Source organism: Nitrospinaceae bacterium, from assembly GCA_018669005.1.
Lineage (GTDB): Bacteria > UBA8248 > UBA8248 > UBA8248 > UBA8248 > UBA8248.
Map to the genome: position 1 here is coordinate 1 of JABJAL010000020.1, position 21,332 is coordinate 21,332.

Annotated in this window: 18 protein-coding genes; 5 read left to right on the forward strand and 13 right to left on the reverse strand. The window is 57.1% G+C overall.

Features of this window, described 5'->3' with window-relative positions; all coding sequences use genetic code 11:
- Nucleotides 1-40 precede the first annotated feature (40 nt).
- The 8 genes from HOJ95_02035 to HOJ95_02070 form a co-directional block, all read right to left on the reverse strand.
- Complete coding sequence (locus HOJ95_02035) at nt 41-871, reverse strand: sulfurtransferase (GenBank protein MBT6393461.1); 831 nt, start codon at nt 869-871, stop codon at nt 41-43.
- A gap of 67 nt (nt 872-938) precedes the next feature.
- Complete coding sequence (locus HOJ95_02040) at nt 939-1,199, reverse strand: OsmC family protein (protein MBT6393462.1); 261 nt, start codon at nt 1,197-1,199, stop codon at nt 939-941.
- Nucleotides 1,200-1,367, reverse strand: coding sequence for a hypothetical protein (locus tag HOJ95_02045; protein MBT6393463.1), 168 nt, complete (start codon nt 1,365-1,367; stop codon nt 1,200-1,202). It lies immediately after the preceding gene.
- Between the two features lie 72 nt (nt 1,368-1,439).
- On the reverse strand, nt 1,440-3,092 hold the full coding sequence (locus HOJ95_02050; protein MBT6393464.1) for a CocE/NonD family hydrolase: 1,653 nt from the start codon (nt 3,090-3,092) through the stop codon (nt 1,440-1,442).
- Nucleotides 3,093-3,128: 36 nt separating this feature from the next.
- Nucleotides 3,129-4,778 carry a CocE/NonD family hydrolase gene (locus tag HOJ95_02055; GenBank protein MBT6393465.1) on the reverse strand — a complete coding sequence of 550 codons (1,650 nt, stop codon included), beginning with the start codon at nt 4,776-4,778 and terminating at the stop codon, nt 3,129-3,131.
- A 45-nt stretch (nt 4,779-4,823) separates the two neighbouring features.
- Complete coding sequence (locus tag HOJ95_02060; GenBank protein ID MBT6393466.1) at nt 4,824-5,138, reverse strand: hypothetical protein; 315 nt, start codon at nt 5,136-5,138, stop codon at nt 4,824-4,826.
- A gap of 49 nt (nt 5,139-5,187) precedes the next feature.
- Nucleotides 5,188-6,204, reverse strand: a complete 1,017-nt coding sequence (locus tag HOJ95_02065; protein ID MBT6393467.1) for an LLM class flavin-dependent oxidoreductase — start codon at nt 6,202-6,204, stop codon at nt 5,188-5,190.
- Between the two features lie 236 nt (nt 6,205-6,440).
- Nucleotides 6,441-8,309, reverse strand: a complete 1,869-nt coding sequence (locus HOJ95_02070) for a hypothetical protein (GenBank protein MBT6393468.1) — start codon at nt 8,307-8,309, stop codon at nt 6,441-6,443.
- 419 nt (nt 8,310-8,728) lie between these two features.
- Between HOJ95_02070 and HOJ95_02075 the strand changes: the two genes are divergently transcribed.
- A complete protein-coding gene (locus tag HOJ95_02075; GenBank protein ID MBT6393469.1) occupies nt 8,729-9,052 on the forward strand; it encodes a hypothetical protein in 324 nt (107 codons plus the stop codon).
- Between the two features lie 10 nt (nt 9,053-9,062).
- Here the strand turns inward: HOJ95_02075 and HOJ95_02080 are convergent, their stop codons facing one another.
- Nucleotides 9,063-9,758 (reverse strand): TVP38/TMEM64 family protein, encoded by a 696-nt coding sequence (locus tag HOJ95_02080; GenBank protein MBT6393470.1) that lies wholly within the window; start codon nt 9,756-9,758, stop codon nt 9,063-9,065.
- A gap of 7 nt (nt 9,759-9,765) precedes the next feature.
- On the reverse strand, nt 9,766-10,296 hold the full coding sequence (locus tag HOJ95_02085; GenBank protein MBT6393471.1) for a hypothetical protein: 531 nt from the start codon (nt 10,294-10,296) through the stop codon (nt 9,766-9,768).
- A gap of 291 nt (nt 10,297-10,587) precedes the next feature.
- Here HOJ95_02085 and HOJ95_02090 point away from each other — a divergent pair, with 291 nt between their 5' ends.
- Genes HOJ95_02090 through HOJ95_02100 form a run of 3 tightly spaced genes read left to right on the forward strand, consistent with a single transcriptional unit; the run spans nt 10,588 to nt 13,901 of the window.
- Nucleotides 10,588-11,733: an aminotransferase class I/II-fold pyridoxal phosphate-dependent enzyme gene (locus HOJ95_02090; protein ID MBT6393472.1), complete on the forward strand. Its 1,146-nt coding sequence runs from the start codon at nt 10,588-10,590 to the stop codon at nt 11,731-11,733.
- A gap of 23 nt (nt 11,734-11,756) precedes the next feature.
- Complete coding sequence (locus tag HOJ95_02095; protein ID MBT6393473.1) at nt 11,757-13,127, forward strand: aminotransferase class III-fold pyridoxal phosphate-dependent enzyme; 1,371 nt, start codon at nt 11,757-11,759, stop codon at nt 13,125-13,127.
- Nucleotides 13,128-13,901, forward strand: a complete 774-nt coding sequence (locus tag HOJ95_02100; protein ID MBT6393474.1) for a hypothetical protein — start codon at nt 13,128-13,130, stop codon at nt 13,899-13,901.
- 18 nt (nt 13,902-13,919) lie between these two features.
- Here the strand turns inward: HOJ95_02100 and HOJ95_02105 are convergent, their stop codons facing one another.
- From HOJ95_02105 to HOJ95_02115, 3 genes are all read right to left on the reverse strand, one after another.
- Nucleotides 13,920-15,167: a threonine synthase gene (locus HOJ95_02105; protein MBT6393475.1), complete on the reverse strand. Its 1,248-nt coding sequence runs from the start codon at nt 15,165-15,167 to the stop codon at nt 13,920-13,922.
- A 66-nt stretch (nt 15,168-15,233) separates the two neighbouring features.
- The gene (locus HOJ95_02110; protein ID MBT6393476.1) at nt 15,234-16,196 is read right to left on the reverse strand and encodes a D-2-hydroxyacid dehydrogenase family protein; all 963 of its coding nucleotides are present in this window, start codon (nt 16,194-16,196) and stop codon (nt 15,234-15,236) included.
- Nucleotides 16,197-16,207: 11 nt separating this feature from the next.
- A complete protein-coding gene (locus HOJ95_02115; GenBank protein ID MBT6393477.1) occupies nt 16,208-16,597 on the reverse strand; it encodes a TOBE domain-containing protein in 390 nt (129 codons plus the stop codon).
- Between the two features lie 414 nt (nt 16,598-17,011).
- Here HOJ95_02115 and HOJ95_02120 point away from each other — a divergent pair, with 414 nt between their 5' ends.
- Nucleotides 17,012-21,280 (forward strand): FecR domain-containing protein, encoded by a 4,269-nt coding sequence (locus tag HOJ95_02120; protein ID MBT6393478.1) that lies wholly within the window; start codon nt 17,012-17,014, stop codon nt 21,278-21,280.
- Nucleotides 21,281-21,332 lie beyond the last annotated feature (52 nt).

Genomic DNA, 21,332 nt, shown 5'->3' on the forward strand with positions numbered 1-21,332 from the left:
GGGCAGGGTAAAAAAACGCCCTCTCCTAATTACTCCCGCGCTACTTTTCGATCGGAAAACCGACGATACTCCCCCACTCGGTCCACGAGCCGTCATAGATGCGGGTGCCCTTGATGCCGAGGATATGCTCCATGGCAACCCACACGAGGGTGGCCCTGTGGCTTAGGCGGCAATAGGAAACAACCTCTTTCGCCTCAAGAACACCTGCGGACTCAAACAACGTGCGTAGCTCAGCCTCGCTCTTGTAGGTATCGTCCTCGTTCACGACATTCCGGTAAAAAAGAGACTTCGCGCCAGGAATGCGCCCTTTGCGTTCGGCCCCATGGTCGAAATTGGGGGGCGGCATAACACGCTCGCCGCTGTATTCCTCTGGGGAGCGGACATCGAGCATAAACCGACCGGCCTTGCCGAGACCATCACGCACTTCATCACGCCCCATACGCATGGACGAGTCGCCCGCGCCGGGGGTGTACTGGGTGGCGGAATAGCTGGGTATATCGGTCGTCACCGGGCGTCCGCTTTTCAGCCAACCGGTGCGGCCGCCATCAAGTAGACGAAGATTTCTGGCCCCGCCCATTGTGAGCGCCCAGAAGGCATAGGAGCCAAACTGGACCGGGTCGCCATACAAAACGATGGTGGCATCATCGGGAACACCCATCTCCCCCAGCCGCCGGGCCATTTCATTGGGCTCAGGGAACTGGCGATCCGTATCGTGCCAACACAACGCCTTCCAGAAGCGCCAAACGGCGCCGGGAATATGGGCTTTTCTGTATTCGGTGTCCTCTGGCGAGGATGTGACCTCGATAACAAACACTTTCGGGTCATCGAGATGCGCCTCCAGCCAGGAGGAGGAAACCAGCGGGCTGGTCATAGATTATTTCTCCCTGAATTAGTTTGGAAAAAGCGGCCTACCACTACAGATTCATGACAAGAGCCAACTAGGCCGATTTGACCTCGTTGACAGAGAGGCTCACCTCAATTTTCGGGGGCCTCGTAAGCGTATTGTGAATTCGGCATCCCTTCGCCACCCGCATCAGGGTAGCGCGGCGCTCCTCGGGAACATCGCCGTTGAGATCAATAATCGCGTTGATCTCGGATATTCGCGAAGGGTTCACATCGCGCAAACCCTCCATCCGAATCGAAAAGCTCTCTATCGGGATTTTCATGTTCTGGCAAAACTCCAGAACGTTGGACATCATTCAGGCCCCAAGGCCGGAGAGTATCAATTCGGTCGGGCGAAAGCCCTGTCCCTCCCTGCCGTCTTCGTAGATGCGGTCCACGACAAGCTCATTGCCGCGGGCCGAGGCCTTGAGTCTTTTCCCTTCAAGTTGCCAGTCCAGATCCACGGTTAAAACATTTCCACTCATAACTTCATGTCCTCGGGCAATAAAACAAAAGTTTTTGTAATTCTTCACGATACACGTACGCCGGAATTGCGTCTAGCCTGCGGGTATCACCGGCGCATACAGATAGGAGCCCTCCGCTCCCTCAAGAACCGTAACGTCCGCCTTGACCGGAAGCGCCTCATGAAAACCAGGCCTATCGAGAATGGAGCCGTTGCTGGCGATTTCTATTCTCAGCCTATGGCCTGGCTGGAATACGTTGCAGGTGGGGATCAACTCAATTTCAAATGTCTCCTCCTGGCCAGGTGTGAGCGGCACCGAGCGCAGATGGGGATGCCACGGCCTGCCGGGTTTGGAGCGTGCCTCGTCAAGCTCGCGATGCGAGGCGCGCAGCCAACCCCTTGTAAGTATCTGAGCGGAGCCGTCGGGGGCTTCATCCATGAAGGCGATGAACCAGTCAAAATCCTCGGCGCTAGAGCGCGCCACAAGGTGAAGCGAGAGAGGCCCTGTAATTTCGACTGGCGCCTCCACCGGCCCGGAGCGATAAATAAGCTTTGGTCCACCAAGCCGCCACTCGCTTTGAAAAACATCGGGCGAGTAGGTGCGCTCCCCGCCGCTGCCCGGCGAGTCCGTAATCGTTCCCTCCGAGGTACCTGATGGACCTCCCAGATAAAAACGGGTCCACTCCGAGCGCTTTAAAGGCCACTCCTCCTCGCCGCGCCAGTGCCCCTCGCCTCTGATGTGGAGCTGAATGGGGGGGCCCTCCATCACCCCGGTGTCCATTCCCTTGAGCCACTGGTCGTACCACCGGAGCGCCTCTTCATGATAAGCCCCGAAGGGGCGGCGTGGCCTGGGCTGCGGGCCCACTAACATGCGCTTGGGCACATCCCCCACCCCTTCCCAGCCCGTGAACACCCCGGCGAGGTGGAGCCACCAAAATGACCAGTCGCACCCGAAATAAACGGGGATATTGATCTTATCGAGATTTGGGCCAGGGGACCGTTTCTGGTATTGCTCGCCATCGAACGGATGGGTGAGCGAGAGGCCATCTTTAAACATATGTTGAAGACCCGAGGGGTCCTCAAGCCGCCCGCTGGTGAAATTCAGGTTGGCCACCGCGCTGAACCACGATGAGGAGAATCCCATATGAGGAACACCGCCATGCGTCGAGCGATGGCGGTACATGTCGGTATAGCCATCATAGGGAAAGATTGCTTTGAGCGCCTCGGGCTGGTGCGTGGCTGCCAGAAGCTGGACCAGTGCGAAATACGAGCAGCCGATCATACCCACCGAACCGTTGCACCAGGGTTGCTCGGCGCACCACTCGATAAGATCTATGTAGTCGGCCTGCTCTTTTTCCGCCTTGTCATCGTAGCTGCCCTCGGAATCATTCGATCCCCGGCAATCTACAATCACGTGGGCATAACCCCTCGGCACCCAGAACTCGGTGATACCCGCCTCGTTCTGGCCAATGGGCACCTCCGTGAGCTGGAGCCCCCTGGTGTAGGGCGACATCGAGATAAGCGCCGGGAACCTCTGACCTGCGGCGCGGGGGCGATAGACATCGGTGGCAAGACGCACCCCATCGCGCATGGGGAGCATCAGGTCAAGATCCGAGGAGATATTATAGCTGGGCTCCGAGCGCTCGCGCGTTTTAGGCGGCTCATTGAAAGGCCACTGGGGCCAGACGGCCGGGTGCATGTGCCTGATGCGGTCAGGGTCCCAATTCGAATTATTGATTATGCTCATCAAGTATTCCTCTCTGAATAAATGTAAAAAAAAACGCTATCGCGGTATCACCATCACATCGAGACTGGAGGCATCCCGGCCCTCAAGGACGGTGTTCTCCGCCCGAATAAGCAGGGTGTCATGAAAGTTCCTTCTTTCGGCCGCCGAGGCGCAACTTGAAATCTCAAGCCGCAGCCTGTGGCCCGGCTGAAATACATTGCAGGTAGGAACGAGGCCGATCTCGAATACTTCCTCGGCTCCCGGTGTAAGGGACTTGGGGTTCGTGTGCGGGTGAAAGGGTCGACCCGGTTTTGAGCGCTCCGCGTCCAGCGCCCGGTGGGAGGCGCGAAGCCAGCCGCTCGTTAAAATTCGAAAATCCCCATCCGGCCCCTCGTCTGCAAACGAGACGAGCCAATCGGTGTCCTCAGCAGAGGAGCGGGCCACAAGCCGGAGCGAGAGCGGACCCGTGATTTCAAGCGGGGCGTCCACGGGCCCCGAGCGATAAACCAACCGAGGTTTGCCATATCGCCAGCCCTCGCCCAGGGGATCGTTTACATAGCTTCGCTCTCCGCCGCCATCAGGAGACTCGGACAGCGTGCCCTCAAGTCCGCCCGCCGGGCCGCCAAGATGGAATCTGCGCCACTGCCCCCGCGCGATGGGCCAGGTATCCTCGCCCCGCCAGCGCTCCTCGCCCTGAATGTAGAGCTGAATGGGCGGGCCCTCCATCACCCCGGTGTCCATGCCTTTGAGCCATTGATCGTACCAGCGCAGTGCCTCCTCGTGGTAGGCGCTGAACGGTCGCCAGGGCCGGGGCCGGGGGCCGACAAGCATCTTCTTGGGGATGTCCCCCACTCCCTCCCAGCCGTCGAACACGCCCGGCAGGTGGAGCCACCAGAAATCCCAGTCGCAGCCGAAATAGGTAGGAATCTTGATTTTATCAAGATCATAGAAGGGCGAGCGCGTCTTGTAGTAATCGCTGTCCAGCGGGCGCTCGAAACATATGCCCTCGCGGATCATCTTGTTGATGCCCGAGGGATCGGCCACCCGCTCGCCGCCGAGGTTTAGGTTCGCCACCGAGGAGAACCAGTTCCACATGAACCCGCTATAGGGGATCCCCCCGTGATAATTTCGGTTGCGATAGAGATCGGTGAAAGCGTCATAGGGAAAGATCGCTTTGAGCGCATCGGGCTGATGCGTGGCTGCCAGCACCTGAGATTCTGCAAAATACGAGCAGCCCATCATACCGACCGAACCGTTTGACCAGGGCTGGGCAGCCGCCCATTCAATCAGATCGACATAATCGGCCTGCTCTTTTTCTCCCTTGTCGTCATAGCTTCCCCCGGAATCGTTGGTGCCCCGAACGTCCACGATGAGGTGAACATATCCGCGGGGAACCCAGAACTGGGTGATGCCCGCCTCGTTTTGATTGAGCAGCACGTCGGTGAGCTGAAGCCCTCTCGTGTAGGGCGAGAGCGAAAGCAGAACGGGGAATTTTTGCCCCGAGCTGCGGGGGCGGTAAACGTCCGCCGCAAGATGAACGCCGTCGCGCATCGGAATGAGCAGGTCCATATCCGAGGTGATGGCATGGCGGGGCTCTGAGCGCTCTCTAACCTTGGGCGGCTCATCATAGGGCCATTGCGGCCACGCGGCGGGATGTACCGTGCGGATACGATCAGGATCAACATCGGGCTCAATATTTCGGCTCATCGGCACAGACCTCCCATTTGCCTAAATAAATCAGCATGCACCCTGCTAATTCATCTCCATCATTTGAGAAACACGCATTGTCCCGCCATTTTCCAAAAACGGATCTGATTTAGCTATTTCAATGGCAGCTTCAATGCTTTCTGCCTTAACAACCGCAAATCCTTTCATCGAATTTGGATCGTTATCATCTTCAACACTCCTTGATGTTACAATTTTTGAAACTGGCAGCGGTGTACCTGGATTAACGATAGTTTCACCAAGACCTGCTACCCATGCTTTCCATTTTTCCATTTGGGCCATGCCCTCTTCTTGTGAGCTTGGCTGGCTTCCTCCGTGATAAGCAATCATGAAATTTGGCATCTTTCCTCCATTTTTTTAACATGGTTAATCCGGCGCTTAATTCGCCGTCCTACTCCCCCTCCCGGACCTTGGGCAGCACGTCCTCGGCCAGAATATGCATCGTGTCGAGCACCAGGCTCTGCGGCATGCCCGGCCACTGAATGCTCATGATGAGATGATTCACGCCAAGCCCTTTAGACAGCGACAAAATCTGCTCGGCCACCTCGTCCGGCGAGCCCAGCACGAAGCGGTCGCGGAGAAGCTCGTCGAATTCGAGACCGAGATTGTTGTCCCCCTCGGGCATAGCCTTGTCCTGGCCCCATTGGTGATAGGACTTGTATTTGATTTCGAGATAGGGCCGACAGATGCGAATGGCCTCCTCGCGCGAGGCAGCGACGAATACCTCCCGGCGCATGGGAAGCTCCTCGGGAAACGGCTTGCCGAGTTCATCGAGCGCCTGCTTGTAGACGTCCATCTGCCGGAAGGTCGTGTCGAGACGATTGTGCGGGTTGATGTACCAGCAGTCACCCAATTGGGCGGCGCGGCGAATGCCTGGGTCGCTGTTCGCACCAATCCATATCGGAGGGTGGGGCTTTTGATGCGGCTTCAATGGGCACGAGGCCTCTAGCAACTCGAAATGAGACGCCTTCATCGATACTTTTTCCTCGGTCCAGAGCCGCTTGATGGCCTCTAAATTTTCGATAAAGCGCTGGACACGCTCGCCCTGCGTGCTCCCGAAGGCCCGGAACTCGACCTCGCGGTAGCCAAGGCCCGCCCCGAAAATAACCCTTCCTCCCGACATCACATCCATCGAGGCGAGTTGTTCAGCCAAGTCGAGTGGCTTGTGGAGCGAGAGAAGGACGATCCCCGCGTTGAGGCGCACATTTGGTGCCTCGGCAGAAACACGGGTCAGAAAGGGGAGTTGCTGGAAATCCTGAAGCGGGTAGGCGCTGTAGTGCGAGCCCTTGGTGATTGAGGCATAACCCAATTTATCGGCAACGCGCGCCTGCTCCATCAACTCCATAAAGCGCGCGCCCATGTCTTCACCCTGCTCGAACTGGCCGCGCAACATGAGACCAAATTCCATAGCCCGCCTCCCTTCGCTGGGCGGGCCCGAAGATGTCCACCCTGGGCTTCCGCCTAAAATCCGCAACCCACATGAATCATTTTGAATGTAGCCATACTACAGGAAACCTCGGCATCCGCGCCATGCGGCGAGAGGAAGCAATGAGTGCGAATTGGCGTCAATCCCGCATGCAACCAGCAATATTTTTTGTACCAGAGTCGATGCGAGAAAGGGGGTGACCAGCAGAGAAAGGGGAGCTATTTCACTTCGATTTTCACAACGTGGGTCGAGAAATCACTGAATATTTCACGCCAGGTAAGTTTCTTCTTTGGTTCATTTTTAGCGATAATCTTGGACATAAGATGGGCCTTGCCGAGGGCGGTAGAGGCGGCGGATATTATCGAACCAAAATACACGTGTTTCGATTTCGGGCCATTTCGCCTGTTTCGTGAAATGCCAATGAGATGGCCAAAATCATCGATAATGGGCCCCCCGCCACTCGGCCCTTCGATGGGCGCAGTGACAGTGAAGCTAGATGCCATCATGTCGAGTCCGCTAATGGATGCGATGTCACCCGAGAGGATGCTGACCTTCGTCTCCACGGGAAACCCGATGGCGTGGACCCGCATGCCGGGTCGGGCCTTGGTGTCGGGATCTATGTGAAATCCCTTTTTTTCAGGGCCAAATTTCTCAAGCATCACTATGGCAATGTTGTTTTTCTGATCGCTCGCAACAATTTCGCCTGAGAATGATTTCCCGCTGGGATAAATAGCGCGTATGTTCTTTGCCCCTATCACGAAATTCAGATTCGTCATTATGTGCGCCGTGCCTCCGAGATAGTATCCCAAGCCAGCAAAGCGCCATCCCGCCATTGTAGAAACATGTTCCCCCGCCCCTTTTTTGAGGGTGCCTAACCCTTCAACCGACTTTTTATGGATCCACCCAATTTCTTTGCCACTCTCGGACACCTGAAGCCAGCCCCCGGGAATTGTGCCAACCACATGAATATTCTCACCCAGAGTACTGCGTTTTAGAGCACGGCCCGATTTTTCGGGTATGTCATATATTGCCGCCTCTTCAACAACACGATAGTCCTTATCTTCTTTTCGAATTTTTCCAAAAAGGGATTTCATTCTGTCTGCTTGAATTTTTCGCGAGATGATGCGGGATATCTCAATATGATTACGTTTTAGAGCAACGATGAGAGCCGTTTCGCCAAATACGTTTTTGCTGAACAAATTGGCACCTGCGGCGACAAGCGCCTTGACGATTTCGATGGACTCCTTTTTATTGTGGTCAAGCCAATCGGAAACGGCAACGAGTAGAGCCGTGTCTCCGTCAAATTTTTTCGCATTCACATCGGCGCCCGCCCGGATGAGGGCCAGCGTTATCTCGGCGCGCCTTTGAGCAACCGCTCGAAGGAGCGGCGTGTCTTCGTTTTCGGTTTTCGCATTCAAATCGGCCCCGGCCTCAACCTGGGCGTTTACCGCTTTAATGTTATTATTATGAATTGCCAAAAAGAGAGGTGTATTACCGGATGCGTCCCGCGTGCCCAGGTCCGCCCCCGCCTTGATGAGCATCTGCATGATCAATTGGTTCTTGCCTGTAATTGCCCGGCTCAGGGCGGTAGCGCCGCTCTTGCCCTTTGCATTGATATCAGCCCCGCCGTCTATCAATGTTTTCGCCATTTCGACATTGCCCTCCTGGACAACGCGAATAAGAGCCGTGTGGCCCTCTTCATTTCTGATGTTTAAGTCGGCACCTGCTTTTATCAGGAGGTTGGCAATTTCGCTGTCATCGTTTCGAACCGCCCAAATCAGAGCGGTGTCCCCAAGATCGGTTTTTTGATTGAGGTCGGCATTAGCTTTGATGAGTGCTTTAACAATTGAAGCATGTTTTTTATGCGCCGCCCAGATTAAAGGGGTAAAGTTGTCCTTGTCTTTTACATTCAAATCCGCCCCGGCCTGAATAAGAATATTAACGGCCTGAAGTTTGCCCCCCTGGGCGGCATCTATCAGGACGGATCTGGCGCTTCCACCACACCCGGCGACGAGACCGCAAATGAGAAATAAGCAAACAAAAAGCACAGAGGTTCGTTGCTTGCGAAATGAAACTAATGTTCTCATTTGTTCTCCTTTCATAAGAAAATAAATATATCATCGGATAAAAGAGATGCCCACTCCATCAGGATGACCTCTCGCTCTCAGGATAGGCGGGGAAAAGGCAAATCCAAATAAATTTCAATCACCAAGACTCTGGAAATTCGAGTTTACAGGATGTAACTTTAAGAAAGGCGATCTATAATTTGCCATAGGCAGTTTTTCCGGGTGCCCTCCCCATCTGCCAAATTATTCGATATGGGCCGCCATCCTGGGGAAAAAGTAAAAAGGAGCATTTCGTGCATATACAAAAAATGAAATGGTGGATGATTCTATTAGGCGCAATCATCGTCGGCAGCATCACCTTTTTGGGGAGTCCGTCAAATTCCACGGGCAATGAGATTACAGTTTACAAGAGCCCAACGTGAGGATGCTGTTCGGGGTGGGTGGGTCACCTACAATCAAAAGGCTTCAAAGTCACGACAAACAACGTTTCCAATAAACAGCTCAGAGTCCTCAAACAGGAGCTTGGGGTCCCCTCTCGACTGCAATCATGCCACACCGGGATGATCGGCAAATACATTATCGAGGGACATGTGCCGGGCGATGTCATTCTCAAATTCTTGAAGGAAAAACCCGAGTTCGCTGGCCTTGGGGTGCCCGGCATGCCGCCCGGCTCGCCGGGGATGGGGAGCAAAGGCCGGCCCTATACCGTATTCAGTTTTGATAAAATTGGCGGTGTTAAGCCCTACCAGCAGATAAATCCCTAGTGACGGGCCCTTAGATTCCCTTGAAGCGCTTGTAGGCCACCGGAATCAGAGACAACACACCGAGCCCCACGAGGGCGGTGACAATCTCGGGCGTCATGATCCCCGAAAGAGAGAATTCGCCTCCCCCATCGAAGATGCTCCCGAGTCCCGCACCCACCGAGGCGAAGACAAAGGTGCCGGGGATGACCCCGACAAAGGTTCCGATAACATAGGTTGAGAGCCGTACCCCCAAAAAAGCGGGGACCAGGTTCACCACGAAAAACGGAAAAATCGGCACGAGCCTCAACACGAGCAGATAGCTCAGCGCGTCGCGCTGGAAACCGGCCTCCATTTTTTTCAGCCAGGGCCCCGCCTTCGCACGCAGAAAATCACCCAACACCGTTTTCGCGATGATGAAAAGAATCGTCGCCCCGACCGTCGCACCCACAACGATATAGAGCGTCCCCCAAAGGGCGCCGAAGAGAAATCCCCCGGAGATACTCATCACCAGCCCGCCGGGAATGGAAAAAGCGACGACAGCCGCGTAGAGAACCATGTACGCAACCGCCGCCGCAAAACCGTAGGCCTCGACCAGCCCGATGAGCAAAAAGCGATTCTCGCGCAACGCCCCAAAGCTCAGGTAGCGATCAAGCCCGAGCGCGAAAAAAGCGCCCAGCCCTGCCGCCAAAACCACTAGCGGCGCAAAGCGTTTTAAAAATTCCGGCATAATTCCTTTATCCCCTCGCCACTTGTTCGGATACACCTGGAGCTTTAGCGACCAACTCGCCGCCGCCATCGTCTTTAGAATAAAACGCCGCTCCCGTATCTATCGCCCATACGATGACAAAAAATAACAGATGATTCCAGAGCGGATGGCCACTCGCCGGATTCAGCGGCCAGAGTTTCGCAGGAAATCCCTTGGCGGCAAGAATGCTTATGGTGATCTGAATGGCGGGCGCGGCGATAAGCGTTGTCAGCCAACCCAGAACCAGCGCCGCCGCGAGCAAAAGCGTACGATTCAAAACAAAATGGCGAGGCAATAGATAGACGGAAATAAGGGCCAACAAAAATGCATAAGACAACCCAACCCCGAGATGCACCCCCCAACCGAACACAGCAGGCGGAAGTGAATACCCACCCTGACGGACTATCTGCGCTCCGATAAAATTTGTAATTGTGGTGCCTTGAAAATTCACCTGGTAAACCCAAAAAAGAACGGCGCCCAGAACGCCCCCGGCGATTCCCGTGATCAAAATTCTTTTCATGTGCAACTCTCCTCCAATAATTGATTGCCTCGCCCTCATCGCCCATTTGCGGCGAGACATCACACCGGCGGCTATTACCATAACAAGCGTAAAGCGGATTCATTTGCATAAAATCTGCACAAACTCCTTGAAGGTGGCACCGAAACCACCATATATCATTGAATATATATTAATTACGTCTTTATATTATTTTTTCATAAAGATGCGCAGCCAGGGGCGAAAAAGGGGGGCATGGCCTATAATCACCCCATCATTCGTTCAAACATTTTTTAAAATTTTCGGGGTCTTCAGATGGTACATATCTCAAAAAACGTCCAGAGCGTTGCCGGCGGCGAGCGGGCCAAATATATGACCACGCACCGCCCACCCGACATGGTCCGCCTCGAATCGGGCACACCTAACTTCCCCACCCCGCCGCACATCAATGAGGCGGCCAAGCAAGCTCTCGACGACGGCTTCACCTTCTACGCCCCCGGCTACGGGGACCCCGAGTTCCTCAAATCCGTCTGCGAGAAAATGTACGCAGAGACGGGAGCGGAATACACGCCTAAAGATGTATTCGCCACCAACGGCGCAAGCTCAGGGATTTACACCGTAATGACAGCCTTCCTCGACCCGGGGGATGAGGCCATCTTCATGGACCCGACCTTCTCGCTTTATCTTCACGTTGTTCGCCAGCTCGGGGCCAAGCCCGTCCTCGTGCCCCACAACGCCGAATACCAGCTCGATGTCGAGGCCGTGCGCGCCGCCATAACGGATAGAACGCGCCTCGTGCTCATCTGCAACCCGAACAACCCGACCGGCGTCGTCTACAAAAGAGAAGACCTTGCCGCTCTCGTCGAGCTATGCGCCGAAAAGGATATTCTCCTTGTATCGGATGAGGCCTATGAGAAAATCCTTCAGCCGGGCTACGAGCATGTGCCCCTTCTCTCGTTCACCGAGCACAAGGAGCGCCTCATCCTCCTCAATACGCTCTCGAAAACCTACTCGATGACCGGCTGGCGGGTGGGCTACATCGTCACGCCGCCGGAGCTCACCTCGCTTCTTTTCGGCATCCATCGCTCGATCAACGGACCAATCTGCTCATTCGGCCAGCGCGCCGGGGCCGCCGCCCTCCGGGGCTCGCAGCAGTGCGTCGCCGACATGGCCACCGAATACTTCAAGCGCGGCAGCCTCATGCACAAAATGGCGCTGGATATCCCGGGCATGATCCCCGTCACCCCACAGGGCGGTTTTTATCTTTGGGTGCGCTATGAATTCCCCCTCACCTCAAAAGAGGTGGCCCAGCTCGTCTGGGATGCGAACGTCGCCCTGCGAAGCGGCTCGGAATTTGGCGCCACAGGCGAGAACCATCTTCGCTTCACCTACTCGGTGGACGAGTCCACTATCGAGGAAGGGATGCGCATAGTCGGCGAAGTGTTCAAACAGCTGGGCTGACGATTAGCTTTACGGAGGAATCCATGCCAAAACCGACCGCCCCATCGAGCCTCGAGAACAGTTACATCGAGGCGCTTCCCGCCTCCCAGGCGCTATTTGAACGCGCACAAAAGATATTCCCGGACGGCGTCACCCACGACAGCCGGCGAATGAAACCCTTTCCAATCTATGTCGAGCGGGCCGAGGGGGCCCTCAAGTGGGATGCCGACGGCAACCGCTACATAGATTATTGGATGGGCCACGGAGCGTTGCTGTTCGGCCAGAATCCGCCGCATGTTCGGGACGCCGTACGCGATCAGGCCATGCGGGGCACCCACTACGGCGCCTGCCATGAAAAAGAGGTCGAGTGGGGCGAGTGGGTCTGCCGGTTGGTTCCCTGCGCCGAGCGGGTGCGCTTCACGGCCTCGGGCACCGAGGCCACCCACATGGCGCTGCGCCTCGCGCGAGCCTTCACCGGAAAATCGCGAGCCGTGAAATTCGCGGGCCACTTTCACGGCTGGCACGAGGGCCTTGAGATCGGGGTGCGCGCGCCCTACACGGCAGAGCCCGAGGCGGGCCAACTCTCAGGGGTGGTGGACGAGGTTACGGTATGTCCGCTGGACGATATCGGGGCCGTGCGCGGGGCCCTGTCGGGCAATGACGTTGCCGCTGTCATTCTAGAGCCCACGGGGCCGCATTTTGGGACGGTGCCGGTTTCAAAAGAATACCTAGAGGCGCTTCGAGAGGAGACGACGAAAGCCGGGGCGGTTTTGATCTTCGATGAGGTGGTCACGGGCTTCCGAGTCGCCCCCGGCGGGGCGCAGGAATTTTATGGCGTCGTGCCCGACCTTTCGAGCTTTGCGAAAATTCTCGCGGGGGGACTTCCCGGCGGCTGCGTCGCAGGCCGGGCGGATATCATGCGCCACCTCGAAACAAAAGAAACACCTGAGGAGACGCACGCGACGAAAATCCCCCACCACGGCACTTTTAACGCCAATCCCCTCTCGGCCGCCGCCGGTGTGGCCATGCTCGCATCCATCGCCGATGGCTCGGCAATTCGCACCGCCAACGAGGCCGCCGCCGCCCTGCGGCGCGGGATGAACGAAATTCTCGCGCAGGAAAAAATCGCCTGGAAGGTGTACGGGGAGCACAGCGACTGGAAATTTTTCTTTGGCGCCGACGCGCCGCCCAAGGGCGGGGATGATCAGTCCGTCGCCGATGTTCCCTGGGAAAAACTAAACGCCAAGTTCCCCGAGAAAAGCCGCACGCTCCGACAGGCCTTCATCCTTCACGGGATCGATTTTAATGGCGACCGCGCCCTCACCGGCACCGTCCACACACAGGGCATCGTCGAGGAGACGCTGGCCTGTTTTGCCGAGTCAGCGCGAATGCTGAAAAAGGAAGGTCTTGCTTAAGTGAGCCCAATTCCTGAAAACTTTAAAAAGCTACATCAAGGGGAGGAATTTCTTAGAACGAAGACCTATGAAGCGATTGAAGCAGACGAAGACTTATCAAGACATGTAGCTGTCACTGAAAGAATCATGGATTTCTTAAACGTTTTATCGGCAAAACCTCCTTCCAAAGAAGATGAAGATACAAAGGCCGTCCGACTTCTCGGAATGCGTTTGTTTAACGGCTGCGCGGCTGCACTTCAACTCATCGTAACCGGCTACTACCAAAACGCAGCGATGATAATGCGGGATCTACTTGAGACAGTATTCTTACTGGGATTTTTGGGCCTTGACCGCACTAAAATTTCGGAATGGCGAACTGCTGACGATGCCACCCGAAAAAAAGTATTTGCTCCAATTAAAATTCGCACTGCACTCGATGAAAATGACGGCTTTACTGGAAAAAAACGCGCCGAAGCCTACAATATCCTTAGCGAACTCGCCTCTCATCCGACTTACAAAGGATTTCGGATGCTTGCTCCTAAGGGATCGGAGCATCACTGTGGGCCGTTCTTCGATTTTTCCGTTTTAAAACCCCTGATCGAGCAATTGGCGAGCCTAGCCGTTCAGGCCGGGGCAAATATCAATCCTTTAATTGAGGATGAGACGAAAGAAATCGCGATGGCTAGCGTCGATTGCATAGAAGTCTCCGGGGAATGGTTCGAGCGCTACTTTGAGGTTCCTTTCGACCGAAAAAAAATTAAGGAAATGAAGGCACTGCTTAATCAGCGGGAATAAAGGCACACAAATAAAACCCTACTTCTTCCCGGCCATCCAGCTGTTGCGCGCTTCCATGAAGGCATCAACATTCGCGGGGATGCGCCCAAGTTCACCAAGCGCCTCGCCCGTCACCTCGGGGGCGTTCTTACCGGTGCCGGTGCCGATGCAGACTACGGTTTCATCGCGCTCGACCTTGGTTTTTCGCGCGCCTGAAAAAAGACTCGCCACACCTGCGGCAGACGCAGGCTGGAGGAAAAGACCTTCCTTTGCGCCAATCATGAACTCGGCCTGGAGGTTCATCTCGTCGGTCACCTCGACACCCTCGCCCTCGCTCTTTCTCACGATGTCCGCCACCCGGTCGCCACAAGCGGGCGCAGGGCTGGTGAGGCCGGCGGATTTCGTCGTGGGCGGCCCCCAGGGCTCGACCTTGCCGCCCGACTCCAATGCCCGGAGGATGGGCGCGCAGCCGTCGGTCTGCACGATGTCGATGCGCGGCATCCGATCGATCCAGCCAAGCTCGAAGATTTCTTTAAAGCCCTGCTCCATGGCGAGGGTCATCGTGCCGCCCGCCGTGGGGCAAATGACCCTATCAGGGGCCTGCCAGCCGAGCGCCTCGGCAATCTCAAACGCCGCCGTTTTTTTGCCTTCAACCCGGTAGAGATTTCGGGGCAGTGTGGCGTGAAGCGCACCCAATTCTTTTGAGGCCTCCTCGGCCAGCCGCGCGCCGTCCCTCATATCGCCCTCGGCGATGAGTGTGAGCGAGCCATAGGCCCCCACCTGAACGCAGTGGACCATCGAGCTGTCGTCGCGCACGAGGCCGATGTACTCAAGCCCCCCCTTGGCACAATAGGCGGCAAAACACGCCGCCGCATTGCCCGATGAGGCGAGAATAATCTGCTCCACCCCCACCTCACGGCATTTACTGATCGTCACCGAGCCGCCCCGGTCCTTGAACGAGCCTGTCGGGTTGCGGGATTCATCGAGAATGAATAGGCGATCGAGACCCAGCTCGGCCCCTAACCGCTCGGCATGGAGCAGCGGGGTATCTCCCTCGTGGAGCGAGACCACATTCTTCGGATCGCGCACCGGCAGAAGCTCGGACCAGCGCCAAATTCCCTTCGGGCGGCGGGCCACCTCGTCGCGATCCACATTGGCGCCAATCCATTGGAGGTCATAGAGACCCTGAAGGGCTCCGCCCGTCTCGGGGCAGGTGAAGGGGTGCTCCAGGTCGTCCACCAGTTTTCCGGTCTCAAGGCTCTTATGCCCTTTTAGCGCGCTGAACAATTTTTTTCTCTCTTTCGGGTTTTAAGTTTCGAACTAAAGATTTCAGGATAGGGGTTACTAAAACTGCTACACATCTTCTGTAACAACGTTCTGGGGCGCACCTTTGAGGAACGCCTCGATATTGTCTACCGGCAAGGAAATAAACCGACCCACCGTGCCATCGGTGTTCCAGGCCGAATGAGGCGAGAGCACGACGTTATCGAGTGAGCGCCAGGGCGAGTCTACGGGGAGCGGCTCGTCGGGCTCGAATACATCGACGCCTGCGCCAGCAATTTTATTTTCGCGCAACGCCTCGATCAGCGCCCCCTCGTCCACCAGTGCCGCACGCGAGGTGTTGATGAAATAGGCATGCGACTTCATCTTCGCTATCGCCTCGCGCGAAATGATTCCCCGCGTACCATCGTTGACATGGAGGTGGGCGGAAACAAAATCCGCAGCAAGACATTCATCGAAGCTCACCGACTCGGCTCCCCACTCAGCGGCCCGCTCAGGGGTCATTGAGCGCGACCAGACGATAGGCCGCATTCCCAGCCCTGCCGCCTTGCGGCTCACCTTGGTGCCAATGTGGCCAAAGCCCAGGAGCCCTATCGTCTTGCCCTCAATCTCGGTGCCGTCGGCGCGGGGCCACTCGCCTGCCCGCATGCCGGGCATGAGAACCGGCAGGCGCTTGGCCAGCGCGAGGACCATCATGATCGTGTGCTCGGCAATAGATACGCTACTTGCACCGGGGACACACGAGACGGTAACGCCTTTTGCATTGGCCACCTTCATGTTGACCTGCCTGGGCCTGGTGCCCATGACAGCAATCATCTTGAGGTCCGGCATGTGCTCAAGAAGATCTGTGGTTTTAAAATCAGTCTGATAGCGCGTGGTGATGATAATTTCGGCATCGCCCAGGCGCTCAAGCAAGGCTTCTCTATCCGGCGCGTTGTCCTCGTAGTGGCGCACATCACCCAAGCCTTTAAGTCTTTCGAGCTGTGCAGTGCCGGTGAAGAGACTAAAATTGTCGTCTGGGATTACAATTCTCATGGGATAAAGTTCTACCTCTCACTGTCGCGAACGGAAATGACAGACTCGGGCTCAATGGCGAGCCGCACCTTTGAGCCGGCCGTGAAGTAGTTGGCGGGATCGCCCCCGACGCGAAGCTCCTCATCAAGACCCGGCACTTTCACCAGATAGTCCGCCACGCTCCCGAGGAAGTAGGCGCGCGAAACATCACCGGCAATGATCTGAAGCACGTCATTAATGAAGATCATCGGCGGGGCAATGGGCCCGCCAAACGTGGAATCCGACTCATACCAATCTCGACTGGCCTCGACCCCCTCGAGGTGGGCCGCCACCATTTCGGGCAAGACGGTAATATCTCGCTCGCCCGCGACCATACCCACCTTGATGCTCTCCCACTTGAATTCCGGTTTTTCACTGGCCATATGGGTATCTTCTCATAGATTAAATCTCCTTCCATTTACAAACAGCCGCCTATGCCCAGATATTTAACAAATCCTTAGATTCAAATGATACCTTTCCTCGAAAGTTCGAAAAGAATTTATAATGATAATTAACAAGAAACCAAACAAAAATATTAAATATATTTTTATCTTAATTTCAAATCTCACCCGCTTTCATTATTTTAATTTTTTGTGATTTCGATCTCTTGATACTCCTCTTCTAAGTCGTTAAAGTTTCAAGGGAAAACTTAGCTATTTAAAGTATTTAAGTAAAAATGACGAAACATTATAGAGAATTTAATTTCAATTCTAATATATTCATTAGGGTACATTATTGGGATAACCCATTAATACATACCTCGCCATGATGTGGGGCCTCACCTGAGATAGAGAGGAATGCATAGCCGCCGAATCACAAGAAAACTCACAGGTTTTTTAGTATGTAGCATTTTGGCGCTTGGTGTATCGAATGCCAACGCGGCCAACAATGCTGCGGACTTAGCGATGGAGCTGGCCAAGGCGCTCAAAGTGTCGGCGGCCAATGCCCCAGCTGCGCTTAAAGCACTACAGGGACGAGGCATCATACCTGTCGAGGTTTTTTCAGGCGATCCGGTTACCTCCAACGTGGCGCAGACAATCGCCACTGGTCTAATTAAATCAGGCATCAAACCCCCGGAGGCGGCAAAAACGCTAGCCGCCGCCGCCGCTGCCGCATCAGTCCCCCTCCAGGATGCGGTGCAGGGTGCCGTCAAGGCCGCCATTGCTGCGGGGGCCGATGTCGCCGCCGTGACAAAGGCTGCCTCCGAGGGTGCCGTCAAGGGCTCAACGGCCCAGGTCTCAGGCCCTATGACCAAGGGCAGATATATCAAACGAAACTTTCTCAACAAGGACACGCGCTCTGACGCCGCCGCCGCCTACGTTCCCAAGGGCAAGGCAAATTTTGAAGCTGTGGTGGCGGAAATTGCAGCCAAGGGAGAGAATAGCTTTGCTGGCAGCAAGGCCTCAGATCCCCTCACACGCGCCGACTTCCTGACCTTGAGATACCTTCAGGTAGGCGGCAAACCGGGCGCGGTCATCGGCGATAAAAAACGCCTCCTCAAGAAAAAAGGACTCATCGCCTCCGAGGACATCGGACAGGTCAAATCATTCCAGGGCGATGCTACCCTCACGCACCCCGGCTCAGAAAAATCAATCAAGATCACGGGCAACGAGGCGATTCTCTATAAGGATGTAGGAGAAACTGAGCTCGACGCACGAATCGAACTGCTCTTCGACGATGGCAGCACACTCACCATCAGTGAGGACACAGCGCTCACCATCGACGAAATGATCTACAATCCGAAGACCAAATACCGCTCGATCAAGCTGCGAGTGAAGTCGGGAACAATTCACGTTAAGACGGCGAAGAACAGCAACCCGAAATCGAAATTCTCAATTGTCACACCGACCGTCGTTGCCGGACTCCGGGGAACAGACGTTTACATGAACGTCACCCCCACCGGCGCATCACGGGTCACTTCGAACACAGGCGCGAACGCGGGTAACGTTGTCATGCGAGCCGCCACCGTTTCCGACCGACCGCCACCAGCGACGACGCCAACCCCTGGCACACCCCCGCTTGCAGCCACCCCGGCCCAGGCGCCGCCAGGGGTCACGGTCACCCCCGGCAACGGCTCCAGCGCCGCACCCGGCGCGACAACCGCCTCGCCCCCCGCGCCGCCCACCCCGGCGCAGAATCAGGCCGACGCCGCCGCGACAACCATTACAAATCCCGGCACGCCTCAGGCCGTATCGGTGGCAGGTGATGCCGCCGGGTCTGCTGCGCTAGCCGCAGCGAGCGGTGCCGTGCAGGCCGCCCAGGCGGCAGGCGTGAACGTTGGTCCTGTCGCTAATGCCGCTGCCCAAGGTGCGATGACAGGCGCGCAAGCCGCTGGCGCGGGTGGTGCCGCCGGTATCATCGCCAACGCATCCGCGAACGGCGCGGTCTCCGGCGCGCAAGTCTCAGGCGCCAACGTGGCAGCCGCCGCTAACGCCTCATCTCAAGGCTCGATTCAGGGCGCCCAAGCAGTAGGTGCGAACGCCAACGCCGCAGCCGCGGGCGCAAGCAACGGGGCCGTCCTCGGCGCACAGTCCTCCGGCGCCAACATGGCCGCCGTCGCCAACGCTTCCGCGCAGGGCGCGATGCAGGCGGCGCAATCCTCGGGCGCGAATTTGGCCGCCATCGCCAATGCCTCCGCGCAGGGCGCGATGCAGGGCGCCGAGGTCTCGGGCGCCAACGCAAGTGCCGTCGCGAATGCTGCGGCCCAGGGCTCGATGCAGGCCGCCGTCGCAGGTGGCTCGAACGTGGCAGCCATCGCCAACGCTACGGCGCAGGGCGTCGTTGCAGCGGCACAGGCCATGGGCGGCAACGCCGGAGCCATGTCACAAGCCGCATCAAGCGGCGCCATCGCGGCTGCCCAGGCAGCAGGCGCAAATGTAACCGTAATCGCCACCGCCGTCGCTTCAGGCGCCGTGGCATCCGCACAATTAAATAACGCCAACGTCGGGGCGATCGCCCAGGCGGCATCGTCAGGCGCGATGCAGGCCGCCTCACAGTTCGCTCCAGGCGCTCCTGGTGCCCCCGCGGGTGCGGCTAGCTTCGCGAGTGCTATCGCGAATGCGATGGCACAGGGTGCAATGGCCGGAGCGCAGGCAGGGGGCGCCAACATCGGCGCCGTCGCGCATGGAACCTCCGCCGGCAGCATCGCTGGTGCCCAAGCGGGCGGCATGGACGTTGGCAGCATCGCCCAGGCGATGTCCCAGGGCCTGACCCAGGGGGCCGGCGCGGCTAACGCTGGCGTCGTGGCTCAGGCCGCATTGACGGGGGCCGTGCAGGCCGCCGCCGCATCCGGCGCGAACGTGAACGCAATCGCCGCAGCGACATCGACCGGCTCCGTTCAGGCCGCCGCCGCTGCGGGAATCAACATTTCGGTAATAGTTCAGGCGTCATCGGCGGGCGTGGTATCGGGTGCCGCCTCCATCCAGCAGGCGCAGGCCCAGGGTCAGTCCCTTGCCGGGCTGTTTAGCGGCTCCACCGGAGCGGCTGGCGAACTCGGTGCCTCCGGTGCCCCCAATGTACCCGGTGCCCCCGGCGTACCCGGCGGACCGGGCGGTCCTCCCACGGCATTTACAATCAACACCACCGCCATCGCACAAGCAGCGACTGGCGCAATGGTCCAGGCAATGATGCAGGCAGGACCAGGAGGTCCTGGTGGTCAAGGTGGACCAACGAATATAGCCGCTATCGTTCAAGCCGCCGCACAGGGCGCGGCATCTGCGGCGGCATTTGCCGCAGCCGCAGGAGGCGGTCCGGGCGGTCCCGGTGGACCTGGCGGGCCGGGTAGTCCGGGCGGGCCGGGTGGATTTGACGTTGCCTCGTTTGCCCAATCTATCGCCCAGGCGGGTGCTCAGGCATTTCAAGCAGGACCCGGCGGGCCGGGTGGTCCCGGCGGGCCAGTAAATATAGACATCGCCGCTATCACGAGTTCAGTAACCACTCAGACACAGGCGTTCGTCGCACAGGCCCAGGCGGCCGGTGCCTTCAGCGGTCCTGGTGGACCGGTTCCGGGTGGATTCGCCGGCCCACCACCACCAGGCACTAGCTTTGCCGGCCTTCCGGGAGATCCGGGCGGCGCTCCCGGCGAAGGCGGTGATCCCGGCGCCTTTATCGCACCTCCTCCTGGTGGCTTCGTCGGCCCTGCTCCCGACGGCTCGACATTTGTTCCGCTCGATTCCCTAGCGACGGACACCACCCTCATCAATTTGATCATAGAGGGCGCCACTGCCGAGGAAATCGCTGCAAGCATCATCTCTGGGTCAGTAGGCGATAGCACACTCACCACCACTGTTCAGACAACTACGGTGGAGGCAGAAGAACCGCCGGTGATTCTCAGGGACTCCCTCGATCGGCAGATCGTGGGTGTTCTCCTCTCAACGGCGCCGGACGGCACCACCGCCGAGATGTTCACCTATATATTCGTCAAGGACAGCAACGGGATTAGCACGGTAGATGTCAAAGTGACGGTGCCAAATTCCAACATTCCTATCCCTATTTTCCAAACCTTCCAGGCATTGGTTTTCCCGGAGGAGACATTTAAATTAGGCTCCCTCATGTCCGAAGACGTGCGGAAGGAGTTTTTCGAAAAAGATCTCACCAGTTCCCTGCTGGGAACGATTCCGACAACGGGCATTACCGGCACCTATAAATTTGAGGTCTTCGAGCCGAACACGTCCACCCCGAGCATTACGAGGACTGTGCTCTTCTCGGGCGTCGCGGCACTACTTCCGAATCCTTCGGCGCCGACCGTCTCGGGTTCGGGCACCACACCCACCATCATCGGCACCGCGCTGACATCGAGCCAGCTCACGGCCGTCGGAGCCTCGGCGGCGTACTACCAAATCATCGCCGAGAACATTACTACCGGAGCTATCGAGTTTATTTTCGACGGTGTGTCTGGACCCACCATGGCAACCGCCACTCAGCTACAGTCCGGCATCCAGGTTCCCAGCGGTTTACTCATTAGCAGCAATAGCTACCGTTTCGCGGTCCTTGCATTTGATGCATCAACTCTTTTGGGCGCAACAAGAACTTCCGAAAGCGCTGAAGCAAGCGCATTTACACCCTAACATTGATTGCATTTCGGCTCTCCTTCCTCCCGGCTTAGTTGCCAAGGGGCGG

Coding starts and splice junctions, on each gene's coding strand:
- HOJ95_02035 (MBT6393461.1), bottom strand. CDS start 871: ATGACCAGCCCGCTGGTTTCCTCCTCCTGGCTGGAGGCGCATCTCGAT.
- HOJ95_02040 (MBT6393462.1), bottom strand. CDS start 1,199: ATGATGTCCAACGTTCTGGAGTTTTGCCAGAACATGAAAATCCCGATA.
- HOJ95_02045 (MBT6393463.1), bottom strand. CDS start 1,367: ATGAGTGGAAATGTTTTAACCGTGGATCTGGACTGGCAACTTGAAGGG.
- HOJ95_02050 (MBT6393464.1), bottom strand. CDS start 3,092: ATGAGCATAATCAATAATTCGAATTGGGACCCTGACCGCATCAGGCAC.
- HOJ95_02055 (MBT6393465.1), bottom strand. CDS start 4,778: ATGAGCCGAAATATTGAGCCCGATGTTGATCCTGATCGTATCCGCACG.
- HOJ95_02060 (MBT6393466.1), bottom strand. CDS start 5,138: ATGCCAAATTTCATGATTGCTTATCACGGAGGAAGCCAGCCAAGCTCA.
- HOJ95_02065 (MBT6393467.1), bottom strand. CDS start 6,204: ATGGAATTTGGTCTCATGTTGCGCGGCCAGTTCGAGCAGGGTGAAGAC.
- HOJ95_02070 (MBT6393468.1), bottom strand. CDS start 8,309: ATGAGAACATTAGTTTCATTTCGCAAGCAACGAACCTCTGTGCTTTTT.
- HOJ95_02080 (MBT6393470.1), bottom strand. CDS start 9,758: ATGCCGGAATTTTTAAAACGCTTTGCGCCGCTAGTGGTTTTGGCGGCA.
- HOJ95_02085 (MBT6393471.1), bottom strand. CDS start 10,296: ATGAAAAGAATTTTGATCACGGGAATCGCCGGGGGCGTTCTGGGCGCC.
- HOJ95_02090 (MBT6393472.1), top strand. CDS start 10,588: ATGGTACATATCTCAAAAAACGTCCAGAGCGTTGCCGGCGGCGAGCGG.
- HOJ95_02095 (MBT6393473.1), top strand. CDS start 11,757: ATGCCAAAACCGACCGCCCCATCGAGCCTCGAGAACAGTTACATCGAG.
- HOJ95_02110 (MBT6393476.1), bottom strand. CDS start 16,196: ATGAGAATTGTAATCCCAGACGACAATTTTAGTCTCTTCACCGGCACT.
- HOJ95_02115 (MBT6393477.1), bottom strand. CDS start 16,597: ATGGCCAGTGAAAAACCGGAATTCAAGTGGGAGAGCATCAAGGTGGGT.
- HOJ95_02120 (MBT6393478.1), top strand. CDS start 17,012: ATGCATAGCCGCCGAATCACAAGAAAACTCACAGGTTTTTTAGTATGT.